This is a genomic window from Bacillus sp. DHT2 (assembly GCF_026241455.1).
Classification (GTDB): Bacteria; Bacillota; Bacilli; order Bacillales; family Bacillaceae_G; genus Bacillus_A; species Bacillus_A pseudomycoides.
The window spans coordinates 1-11,025 of the sequence record NZ_JAPHWH010000036.1 but is presented as its reverse complement, the minus strand read 5'-3'; the positions used below and the strand labels follow the sequence as shown (position 1 = coordinate 11,025).

Sequence of the window (11,025 nt, the reverse complement as noted above, 5' to 3'; positions counted from 1 at the left end):
AACCCTCTTGTGGTTGTCAAAAGGTACCCTTTTGACCCTGCCAACCGGCGAGGGAGCCCCTCAAGGATTGAGGGGTTGGGGTGTTCGATGGATGGGGTCTGGGGAAGAGTTCCCCAGTGGGTTTGGGTAAAGCCCAAGGTTTGTTTTTGCCATGCTGTGCATGGCTCGGCAAAGCCGAAAAGCGTCGCAGACCCCTATCGATTTTGATGCGTTAGCGTCAAAATACGTATAGGGTTACTCTAATTGACTCCATTTTGTCGCTTTGCTAGACTAATGGTATCAATTAATCTAGGAAAAGTGGTGGCATTTTATGTTGGGTTCTATCTCATTTAATCAATCTCACCAAAGTTCATTGAGCCATAATAACAGAGAAAATATTCATGGGAATCCTGGCATAGATCCGGACAGATTAGATGAGAATATTTTCTTTGTTCAAAAGGACATCCGAAGTGTATACAAGGATGTCTTTCAAAAAGCGGTCGATAAGTATAACGAGAAACAAAAACGAAATGACCGTAAGATTGATGACTACTATGACAAAATACATAAAGACGATAAGACACATGAGCAACGAGAACTCGTTGTAGCGATTGGGGAAGGCAAAGATGACCCAGAGTATAGGGAAGCCAAAAAGGAAGCGTTAAAACAGTATGCCGAGGCGTTTCAAGAGCGAAATCCAAATCTAGCAGTTTATAACATGGTTTTACATGATGATGAGGCAAATCCGCATTTACATATTAACTATGTACCGAATTTCGAAAGTAGTCGAGGATTAACGAGGCGTGTCGGAATGGATAGAGCCTTGCAACAACAAGGCGTAAAAGGAAAAGGGACGGAGTTAATTGCAAATTGGAGACAATCAGAAACAGCTTATATTGAATCTTTGGCCAAAGAACAAATTCCAGAATTTGAACGAGCGAATGTAGGTTCACATAAGTACATGAAAGTCCGTCAATACAAGGAATATGCTGAAATGAAATCCACCGTTGAGAATCAAATATATGAAAAAGAAATGCAGTTAGAAGTTTTTGACCATCATATGAAACATGCTGAAGAAAAAGTAAATGAATTACAGATGGTGAAAACACATGTAGCTGATAAATACAAAGAGTTAGAAGCAGTGGAACAACAAGTAAAAAATGAAAGTGAAAAGTTACAGCTGATTGGTCAGCGATATATAGAGTTAGAAAAAAAGGTGAAACAACAGCAAATGGAATTGGATAGTGCTACGGATCAAGTACCAAATGAACCTGTTAAAGTTCCATTTTTGCGTAGAGAAGTAATAACAGAAGTACAAGATAAAATGTTTGGGAAAGCTGAAATCAAAAAGAAACAGACAAGAAATTATGTATTATCACCGGAACAATATCAAGAATTTACAAAACAAGTGAATGCAGCTGTTATTATCAAAAAAGATTATGAGCGTTTGAGAGAAACAGATTTTGTGAAAGAGAATGAAAGTTTAAAAGTGCATGCAGAGGGGTGGATGGAAGAAAATCGAACATTGAAACGAGAAAAAAGTCAGTTACAGAAAGAAGTTGGTGTATTAAATAGAGAAATCAGCTCATTAAGAGCTTATATAAAGGGTTTACAGATGAATATAAGAGTTTTATATGTACAAACGAAAAAAGTTCTTAAAGAGCAATTTAAGGCGTTTAGAGGGATTGTTAAAAATGAATTGGATAGCAAGGGAATAGATAATCACTTTGAACGTGAACATAAAAGAGAAATGAATAGACATAGTGGATTGGACATAGATCGGTAAAAAATAAAGAAACTTTGTTTTTATCTTTAAGGTTATTGAAAACGTGATAGAATGAAAAAAAGAGTCATGCGGGAACATGACTCTTTTCATAGGGTATTCTACGAAAATACCTAAACTTCATTTATCTGATTATAGATTATCATAATTTGATTTATAATCAAATAGCAAAAAATAGGTGTTTTTGTTGATTCCCCTCAATTAAGGAGGAATTAACATATGACAAAAAAAAATATTGATTTTGGACAAGCTGAAAAAAAGGCAAAAGAAAGAGATAGTAAAATTAATAGTATTTATGAAAAACTTGAAGGTAGTGGTGGACTTTCTGAAGAAGAAAGGGTCATTATGTTACAAGTATTAAGTAAAATGTCTGGTGGAGAAGAGTATTTTATTGGTAAAAAGAAAAAACCTACAGATCGGGTGAGATTTGTCCAAATGATTACAGAGAATATTGATTATTTATGTGAAATTGGTTATTTAACTCAACCAGAAAAAGCATTTTTATTTGATATTTCAAGATTTCTAGAATTTAAATCAAATGTTATTGTTGAAAAAAATGAAGATGATGATATAAAACCGAATACAGCGTCTCCTAGTTATTTAGCTAAGAAATTAGGGAAAACAAGGACTTCTATTTCAAAAATGATGAATGAATTGCTTGAAAAAGGAGTTTTAGGAGTTGCAGAAACAGGTGTAATAACTGAAGATGGAAGGGCTTGCTCAGCAAGAACTTGGTTTGTTAACCCCAATATATTATGTAATTCACCTAAAGATGATATTGATAGAGCAACTCAACAAATTTTTTCAAAAGCGCTACGTAATATCAAAATCGAAGGTAATAAGAAAAAACATAAACTACCAATTTATTTATTTTAGATGTCAATTTTTATATTGACATCTTTTTTCACATATGATTATCCATTTTTTAGGTGTTAAAAAAAATTAACACAGGTGTTAATTTTTTTTAACACCTTATGTCTTATAAACCCTTGATATTATTGGATTTCTTCACTTTGCTCTTCTCACTCTTATATATATGGCTAAAAGTTCCGCAAGGAACAGGTAGTATTTTTGAGCAAAAAACGCTCAAAAATCTCCACCTTCATAATAAAAAAGGCGGTTCGTTAATCCTCACCTAAAGACTACCGTCTTTTCTTTTTTATTATGTCCTTGCAAAACTTTTTTCGGCTCGTGTGCTTTTTTCGCCAAGCCGACAGACAAAAAGCAAAACAATGGTTCTCGACTTGGACTAGCAAGTATACGAGCCGAACCGCTTAGATCATTCGTTCAAAAATAGCTCTTATTCAAACAATTGATACGTAATACGTGGGGTTTCGTCCCCACACGACGAGCCAGCACTCTAGCCAAAAAGCAAAGGGTGTTTTAAAACCTTGGGTGTGGTCATATGCTGATTACATTGAAGAAAGGCATTCATTAGAGTGTCTTTTTTTTATTTCTTAAAAGACTTGCTCGTATATTATTTAAAGACATAAAATAATGTGAATCCGTTAAAACACATGAGTGACCCCTTGTTTTCCCCTCTTATCTAAAGGAGGAACTATTATGGGCTTTGGTGGTAGTTGTGGTGGCGGCTTTGCTGGAGGATTCGCATTACTTGTTGTGCTCTTTATATTATTAATCATAGTTGGAGCTGCTTGCTTCTGCTAAAAAACAATCAGAAAAGACACTTGTAAAGGTGTCTTTTCTGATGAAAAAAATATTTATATGATGTGGAGTTAAAATTGGGGGTCTCCGGATTCAAAAGATGGGTACAAGTTGTCCTTTTAAACTGTGGAAAATGGTGATGAATAAAGATTCATGCTGGGTTAACATAACGCATCATTATCGGTAGCAAGGACAAAGGGGAATCCTTGCTTTTATTAAGTTCTTTCTTTTTTCCTATGTAAAATCGATATGCAGGATTTTATACATTGTTGAAATAGCGGGAACTCTAGGGATCCCCGCTATTCTTTTTTTGCATAAAATCTTGTATAAATAAAAAAGATTTTGATGTTGTTATTGAGAAGTAAGGAGTATCTAATTTTAAAATCGATATGTGTCCCTAAGCTTGGGGCTGTAATATGAACTAAATACATTACTCCTGTGAAGATTATGGAAGTTAAAAATACAAACAAGTGATACGTGAATTATTAGGAAAAAGGGTATATCATTGCTATAGCGAATATATTTTTGAGGTGAAACGCTATGAAGACGTTTTATAGTCCTAGTGACGTGGCGGAGCAATTAGCTATCCAATCATCTACATTACGTAAGTATGCAGACGTGTTAGAAAAAGAGGGTTACACTTTCATAAAAAACGAGCGTGGGCATAGGAAATATAGAGAAAGTGATGTAATGGTATTCCGTAAGATTATAAACCTAAAGAACGACACAGATATGACACTAGAAAATGCCACAAAGCAAATTGTATCATGGCATCAAGGTGTTGAAGTATTGCCATTGGATCGACATGAAGTTGAGCGCTATGAAGAACCGGATTTCAACGCTACAACGCTACAGACGATGATTCAAGATCAAAAAGAAGTCATTGAAAAACAAAATGACTTGCTCCAGGAATTAACCAAACGATTAACTGAGCAAGACCAGAGATTCATACAAAGAGAATCAGAGTTATTGAGCGCTATACAAACGATACAGGAATCCCAGGTACTTATAGCGACGAATACTAGCGAAGACATGGCGAAGAACCAGGGCCGTGATGAAATGCTAATAAAAACAATAAGGGAAGTCCAGGAAGTTAAGAAGATGATTGCAGCAAGTAAAGATAAGAAATGGTATGAGTTTTGGAAATAATCTTTTGAATCTTTAAACCCTTGATATTATTGAGTTTTTGTATTTTTCCTTTTTCACTATATATATATCTAAAAATTCCGCAAGGAACGGGTCATGTGCTATTGTGCCAAGCGGAGAGACCAAAAGCAAGCAATATCCGTCCTGCCTTGGATAAGCAATTATACGAGCCGAACTGCTAATGTATCCGTTCAAGATTCTCTTTTGCCCTATATTCCATATAACGCGAAGTTCTTGGGGGCTAGCACTCTTGCCCAAAAGCAAGGAAAACACGCTATACATACATGTGTGGCGTGTTTTCTTAATGAATTTTGATTATTTGTTCTTAGGAGTATCGATTCTTACGGAGTATAGACGTTTTTCAACGTAATGTTTTGAAATAGTAAGAGGTTGTGTGTCTGTACTATTTTTAAATTTTGTATAATTTGGTTTTTTAATTGGTGTTGTTATAGTTTCGGTAAATTCATATGGGTAATTAACTTTAGATTTGTCTTCAAGCATATAGATAGCTCCTTTTTTAGAGTGTTTGTTAAAGAGTTGTACTATAATACAATATGTTTATATATTTTTTTTGGGACTAGATATGTATCAACCAATTTATATTGGGGTATCACCCGATGATTTGGTTGGACTATTAGGTTCAGTTGTTAACACATAATGAAGTTCTATGTAGAATTTTATTTTCTTCGTATATAAAAATCTTTATCTTTAAATTGTGAAAAACGGATATGAATAAACATACATGTGAGGTTAACATAATGTCTTATTATTGATAACAAATATAAAAGGCTCATCCTTCTTTACAAGGGGATAAGCTTTTTATATAATTTCTCATCAAAAACTAAAAATGTTGAACTATTTTATTGGTGTTTGCGATCACAATGAAAACAAATAAAACAACATCTACGGAACTTATCTTTCTTACATTTACAAGAATTACTATGACATTTAGATTTACAAGAATGACTATCATGCTTACATTTACAAGAATCATTACTACGCTTCGAACAGTTGCTACTACAGCCCATTTTTTATACCTCCTTTTCGAATACGAGTTATATTATTCTATGTTTTAATAAGAAAAATGCTTGTTTATTAACCTATGTTAAATTTCTATAGAAAACCCTCTATTGCAGGATTTTATACATTGTTGATATAGCGGAGATTTCAGGAATCCTCGTTATTTTCTTTTTTTTTGTATAAAATTTTGTATAAATTATTAAATTGATAGATGTAAAAACTAATAAAAACTTTTCTTTAAATTTTAAAAAGAAGGTGTTACCTTTTTAAAAAAGGAAAACACTATGTAGTAACTATAGAACAGCTTAGAGTAGAGGGAGGACAAGTATGGCTCAAACTTTTTGGGGATCTGAGGTAGCCAAGAACTTAGGTATTGGCTCAAGTACTTTGCGTAAATATTGCCTTGTTCTGGAAGAAGTCGGATATCCTTTTGAGCGGGGTAACAATAATTCGAGAATTTTTTTCATAAAGACTTAGCAACTGTTGCTACAGATAGCGTAGCAGATACAGAACACATAAAAGCATTAACAGAACGTATAGAACGATTAGAACAACTTAATTTAGAATTGATTCAAAGGTTAGATCAGCAAAGCAAATTTTTATAGGAAAATGATGCTCAAAGGATAATAAGAGAAGAACAAAGAGATACTCAATTAATGCAAGTATTAAAAGAAATACAAGATAGCAAGCATCTAATAGTAGCTTCAGAACAAAAGAGATTTTTTTGGAGTCGTCTATTTGGTAAATAAATTAGAATTTAATAATAGAAAGAAAAGTTCACTTTTTATTTGAAAAAAGATAAGAAGTGAACTTTTTGTTTACTAGTAATAATTGATAGGTTGTGTAAATCTAATTTTTATTTCTAAAACAAATTGGTTAATTGTTTTAGAGCATTTTAATTAAGTATTGAATATTATAATAATGTAATCTGTAGATTACTAATTATTTAATTTAGTAGGAGGTGAATTTTAAAATGCCTTTCACTACTGGTCCAATTGAAAATGTAGGAAATCAGCCTGCTAATGCAAATAGAGCTAAGGTTAAAATCCTCAATCGTACTGGAGGTACACTTACTGGGGTACTTCGATCTTTTAGACTTGATGGTACAAGAACATTAATTGAACAGAGAAACTTTTCTGTAGCTGCTAATGCTTCTGCTCTTGTAATTCTAAGTTTAGTTCACTCTACTTTGGGACAAGCAGAACAATATGAAGTTGAAATTGTCCCTAATCAAAACGGTGGCTTATACAGTGTTTATGGAGTAACTCCTCAGGGTGTTATTATTACTGCACAACGAGTTTTGAATACAGAATTAACGCAGATTCTTTAATATTAAATAAGGGGTTGGTTATCTTTTTAGATAACCAACTCTCTTTATTTAATTGTTAAAAATCATAGATTATAAAAAAGTATTGCTATTTTTGTAAGCGCTTACTATAATAAAGGTACAAGGATTCACAAAATCTTAATATGAGAATAAAGGAGGAAGTAAAATGGAAATCGCAATGGCAGTTTTAAAATTTGTAGGTGGAATCATTCCATTCGTACAAGAGCTTTTAAAAGCATTTATGTAAGTTGTTTATTCCGCAATTATTTATAAAAATTATCATACAAATGATCTGTATATTAAAAGTGAATTGATGTACAGATCATTTGTGTGAGCAATCTTTAAATAAGAAAGGAGAATCCCAAAAGGAATATGGGATTCTCCTTTTTTTAGTGCATGAAATGTTGCAAAATAACTGACTTGATTTAAGAATATTAATGAGAATTTTTAATTAGCAGCTAGATTGTCCAGTTGTTCCACCAATTCTTACTTGTTGAGTTTGTAATACTTTCAAAGTAAGATCAAGAACGATTTTTTCACGTAAGTGGTCAAATGCTTTTTCATGATGTTTACCACATGATTCTTCATGATGTTTATCATGATCATTATCACATGGTGAGAAGTCAAGCTCATAAAATTCTGCACTAATTATTTCACAAAATGGTTGTTCATTATAGAAAACATTATTTTCAAAGAAGAATTTGTCTAGACGAGGAACATCAGTGTTTTTTGGATTAATAAAACGAGCTTTACTTTCTGAAGAAAAAGCTATGATTGGGTTAGAAGAAAAGTCATTTGCAGTTAAGTCAGCAAAACCAGAGAATCGAACCTTTGCAATTTTATCATGAATCACGCCATTGCAGTCTTTAGCAGCATATTCAATATTTTTACGAATAAAACCTTCTACAAACAATTTTGCTCTTGTTACTCGTAAATACCCTGTTTCATTAATTGGTTCATATTCAACAGGTACTAGTTTACATTGTTGTAAAAATACATCTTTTAACACTCTTTTAATTTCTACTGCTGGTGGACAAAGTGGGATATTTGCTTCTACTACAATTTGAAGTGTTCTTTCTGCTAATACAACTGGAATTTTAACTATTGGATTTCTTGTAAGAACAGGCGTTGCTGGAGTATCACTGAACGGAATTTGTGTTTCTGCTTTAACCTTACAATCTTTATTGTGATCGTGTTTGTTTTCACTCAATTAAAAAACCTCCATTTATTTTTGTTTTTTGAGTGTTTTCATTTCTACTTTAATATGATATTTAATATATCTATTTGTGTGCGGGCTTGTATAATAGTTACTTTTCTCATTTTGAAATAAGAAAAACTAAATTAGATACTTAAAATTGATTGCACTATATTGAATAGGACAGCATATATTATAGTGTGGAACGAGCGTCGGACACTTGTTTTACACTTATATATAATTAAATAAATCTCCCATAACAAGAAAAGGAACCTACTAATAGGTTCCTTTTCTTGTTATGGGGGTAGAAGGAACAATTGTACCGTGAAGTGAAGAGTAACTTATAGAAAATGTAACTATAGCTCAAACTTATTGGGGATCTGAGGTAGCCAAGAACTTGGGGATTGGCTCAAGTACTTTGTGTAAATATTGCCTTGCTCTGGAGGAAGCCGGGTAACCTTTTGATCGCGGCAACAATAATTCTAGAATTTTTTTCATAAAGACGTAGCAGCTTCAGAACAGAAGAAATCACTTTGGAGTCGTCTGTTTGGTAAATAAATTAGAATTGAATGATAAAAAGAAAAGCTGGCTTTTTATTTGAAACAAGATAAACGAGCTTTTTTTGGATACTACCGATAATGATAGGCTATGTAAACTTTATATGTATACGATATATAGTATTGCTTTCCTTTGGACAAGTAGAGACAAGTATACAAGAAAAACAAGCTCGTTTTACATTTAATATATTAAATTTAAACAAAGGAGCTTGATTATTTATGTCATCAAAAAATAGATTGCATTTCAATCCTTGTGAGTTTCCACTTCCCATTCAGGGATCTTCAGGATCAACACCACAATCAGCATTCAGGGCTGTTAGGGATGTTACTAATGCATCTATACCTGTTCCTGCAGACACCGATGTGCAAGTTTTATATCCGAATGAACAATATGATCTAATAAATGAACATAGTACTTTTACTTCCACATTTATTCCAGAAATAAAAGGTATATATTCTATTATTGCAAGTGTTCAATTTAGTCCTGTTACTTTCACCAATCCTTATAGAGTGCGAATAGCCATCAGAGTAAACAATACTGACGTAGCCCGAGATAATGATTTCTTTAGTACAATCCCATTTGACAATGATGTATCTGTTTCTACTAACATTCAGTTAAATACAGGAGATCAAGTACAGGTATTTGTGCAAAGTTCTGTAGTTGGTGAAATCGTTTCAGATCCTGCAACTACACATTTTGAAGCTACTAGATTTTCATCTCCAACATAATAAAATAAGTTTATTTTCTTAACTACCAATCACACTGATTATGTGAATGAAAAGTCCCTTCAGAAGATGAAGGGACTTTTCTAGGTTTCTAGATACATGGACTGCTGATAAGTGTGTTATGTAAATCTTACATGAATATAGTATATATCGTTATTTCTCTCTTTATTCTTTATATTTGCATGCCAAATATGCTTGTATCCTATATTGATACAAGCAATTATATATACCCTACCTTATAGGTACATAAATCAATAATGCAGGTATTGCAGTACATTTTAATGAGAGAGGAGTATGTTTTATGGAATCACGACCTCCGAAGAAAACTATGTATGAAAATATATCATAACCAAAAATACTATCTCTTTGGAATATAGGTTATTAAACAAGCTCTTCTTGTATTTAAACATAGAATAGAATGAATTCTATATTTCTAGAAGGGGATGTTTTTAAATGTTTAATGATCATGATAAATGCGTATGTGATCAGTTAGCGGTTTTACAATTAGGTACAGAAGTAGATATTTTTTTAAGTGGGAATACAATCGAAGACGTTATTTTTGTTAATTTCAATCCAGAAAATTTTTGTGCAACTTTTGTAGATAATGAAACAGAACCAGGAACTGTAATTGTTTTAGATTGTCGAGATATTTTAGCACTTCGAATTGAATAATTAGATAGAAAAAAAGAGCTTTTTTAAAAGCTCTTTTTTTATTTTTATAACTAAAAATAAAAAGATTATTCTTAGTTAATTATGATTATACTGATGAAATTTTATGGAGATGAAAATCTAGCTGCTTCAAAATGTGTTCCTTCGTTATTCAAAATAGTCATATTTCCTCCGCTAATAATTGTCCATATTTGAACTTTATCCCTTTTATTTAATTGTAGAATAGTACTTACTCTTACTGCATGAGGTCGTCTAACTAATTTTGGCACGAAATAGTGATCTTCTTTAACAATATCGATATCATTTACACGTATTAACATGGTTGTAGTACGAGGATTATCAAAAGGAATATTAGCAAGAAATGCTGCACCTGCAGTAATAGCATATACTCCTTTTCTTTTAGGAATAAAGGTTGAATCGGATATATTATACTCATCTTTTAAATCAAATTGTTTAGTTTCATACGTAATCTGTTGAATTTGTGTTGTAAGTACATTCTGGTTAAATGCTTTTACAGCTCTAAATGCGGATGGTCTAATTAATTGTAGTAAAGCTATTATAGGATTACCCCCTTTTACATTAACTTATGAATTATGTAGAAAGAGTGATTGGACCAGAGGTTTTGCTTTGATTTGAATGTATACTTTTTTATTTGTTTTTGATGATATCAGGGGAATTGGGATAAAGTCAATGTTTTAGAGGATTTGAATGTAAACAAATATCTAAAAGTTTACATTCGTACTTATCATAAATAATAAAGAACTTTTAAAACATTAAAAAGTTTTTTAACTTGATGTTGATGTGACGGCACCTCAAGTATGTAGAAATTTAAAAAAGTCCCTTCATAATGTTAAAGGGACTTTGTTCACACAAATGATCTGCACATCAATTCATCTTTGATATACAGATCATTTGTATGATAATTTTTATAAATAATTGCGGAATAATGAACTTACAT

Annotated in this window: 10 protein-coding genes and 2 pseudogenes; 9 read left to right on the top strand and 3 right to left on the bottom strand. The window is 32.3% G+C overall.

The features are described from left to right. The first annotated feature begins 310 nt into the window (after positions 1 to 310). The 4 genes from ORL93_RS30130 (at position 311) to ORL93_RS30115 (ending at position 4,576) form a co-directional block, all read left to right on the top strand. The gene (locus tag ORL93_RS30130) at positions 311 to 1,765 is read left to right on the top strand and encodes a plasmid recombination protein (protein WP_265960269.1); all 1,455 of its coding nucleotides are present in this window, start codon (positions 311 to 313) and stop codon (positions 1,763 to 1,765) included. A 216-nt stretch (positions 1,766 to 1,981) separates the two neighbouring features. Next, the gene (locus ORL93_RS30125; protein ID WP_040118690.1) at positions 1,982 to 2,638 is read left to right on the top strand and encodes a replication protein; all 657 of its coding nucleotides are present in this window, start codon (positions 1,982 to 1,984) and stop codon (positions 2,636 to 2,638) included. Positions 2,639 to 3,325: 687 nt separating this feature from the next. Next, on the top strand, positions 3,326 to 3,430 hold the full coding sequence (locus ORL93_RS30120) for a YjcZ family sporulation protein (protein ID WP_000505684.1): 105 nt from the start codon (positions 3,326 to 3,328) through the stop codon (positions 3,428 to 3,430). A gap of 537 nt (positions 3,431 to 3,967) precedes the next feature. Further along, a complete protein-coding gene (locus tag ORL93_RS30115; RefSeq protein WP_097793933.1) occupies positions 3,968 to 4,576 on the top strand; it encodes a DUF3967 domain-containing protein in 609 nt (202 codons plus the stop codon). Positions 4,577 to 4,888: 312 nt separating this feature from the next. Here the strand turns inward: ORL93_RS30115 and ORL93_RS30110 are convergent, their stop codons facing one another. After that, positions 4,889 to 5,074, bottom strand: coding sequence for a hypothetical protein (locus ORL93_RS30110; protein ID WP_018783725.1), 186 nt, complete (start codon positions 5,072 to 5,074; stop codon positions 4,889 to 4,891). 846 nt (positions 5,075 to 5,920) lie between these two features. Between ORL93_RS30110 and ORL93_RS30105 the strand changes: the two are divergent. Continuing rightward, positions 5,921 to 6,342: pseudogene (locus ORL93_RS30105) on the top strand (DUF3967 domain-containing protein). 224 nt (positions 6,343 to 6,566) lie between these two features. Continuing rightward, positions 6,567 to 6,923 carry a hypothetical protein gene (locus ORL93_RS30100; protein WP_006096968.1) on the top strand — a complete coding sequence of 119 codons (357 nt, stop codon included), beginning with the start codon at positions 6,567 to 6,569 and terminating at the stop codon, positions 6,921 to 6,923. A 448-nt stretch (positions 6,924 to 7,371) separates the two neighbouring features. Here the strand turns inward: ORL93_RS30100 and ORL93_RS30095 are convergent, their stop codons facing one another. Further along, positions 7,372 to 8,130 (bottom strand): CsxC family protein, encoded by a 759-nt coding sequence (locus ORL93_RS30095; RefSeq protein ID WP_097793932.1) that lies wholly within the window; start codon positions 8,128 to 8,130, stop codon positions 7,372 to 7,374. A gap of 343 nt (positions 8,131 to 8,473) precedes the next feature. On the opposite strand from ORL93_RS30095, the pseudogene ORL93_RS31650 reads away from it, so the two are divergent. From ORL93_RS31650 to ORL93_RS30085, 3 genes and pseudogenes are all read left to right on the top strand, one after another. Further along, a pseudogene (locus tag ORL93_RS31650) lies at positions 8,474 to 8,637 on the top strand (DUF3967 domain-containing protein); the annotation flags it as partial. 254 nt (positions 8,638 to 8,891) lie between these two features. After that, positions 8,892 to 9,401, top strand: coding sequence for a hypothetical protein (locus tag ORL93_RS30090; RefSeq protein ID WP_265960268.1), 510 nt, complete (start codon positions 8,892 to 8,894; stop codon positions 9,399 to 9,401). A 450-nt stretch (positions 9,402 to 9,851) separates the two neighbouring features. Beyond that, on the top strand, positions 9,852 to 10,070 hold the full coding sequence (locus ORL93_RS30085; protein ID WP_003209791.1) for a hypothetical protein: 219 nt from the start codon (positions 9,852 to 9,854) through the stop codon (positions 10,068 to 10,070). Positions 10,071 to 10,171: 101 nt separating this feature from the next. On the opposite strand, the gene ORL93_RS30080 is transcribed toward ORL93_RS30085, so the two are convergent. After that, entirely contained in the window at positions 10,172 to 10,387 is a 216-nt protein-coding gene (locus ORL93_RS30080; protein ID WP_003209789.1) for a hypothetical protein, read from the bottom strand. Between the last annotated feature and the right edge of the window lie 638 nt (positions 10,388 to 11,025).

Bases quoted from the DNA above. Each gene is read 5' to 3' on its own strand.
- ORL93_RS30130 (WP_265960269.1), top strand. From the start codon at position 311: ATGTTGGGTTCTATCTCATTTAATCAATCTCACCAAAGTTCATTGAGC.
- ORL93_RS30125 (WP_040118690.1), top strand. From the start codon at position 1,982: ATGACAAAAAAAAATATTGATTTTGGACAAGCTGAAAAAAAGGCAAAA.
- ORL93_RS30120 (WP_000505684.1), top strand. From the start codon at position 3,326: ATGGGCTTTGGTGGTAGTTGTGGTGGCGGCTTTGCTGGAGGATTCGCA.
- ORL93_RS30115 (WP_097793933.1), top strand. From the start codon at position 3,968: ATGAAGACGTTTTATAGTCCTAGTGACGTGGCGGAGCAATTAGCTATC.
- ORL93_RS30110 (WP_018783725.1), bottom strand. From the start codon at position 5,074: ATGCTTGAAGACAAATCTAAAGTTAATTACCCATATGAATTTACCGAA.
- ORL93_RS30100 (WP_006096968.1), top strand. From the start codon at position 6,567: ATGCCTTTCACTACTGGTCCAATTGAAAATGTAGGAAATCAGCCTGCT.
- ORL93_RS30090 (WP_265960268.1), top strand. From the start codon at position 8,892: ATGTCATCAAAAAATAGATTGCATTTCAATCCTTGTGAGTTTCCACTT.
- ORL93_RS30085 (WP_003209791.1), top strand. From the start codon at position 9,852: ATGTTTAATGATCATGATAAATGCGTATGTGATCAGTTAGCGGTTTTA.
- ORL93_RS30080 (WP_003209789.1), bottom strand. From the start codon at position 10,387: ATGTTAATACGTGTAAATGATATCGATATTGTTAAAGAAGATCACTAT.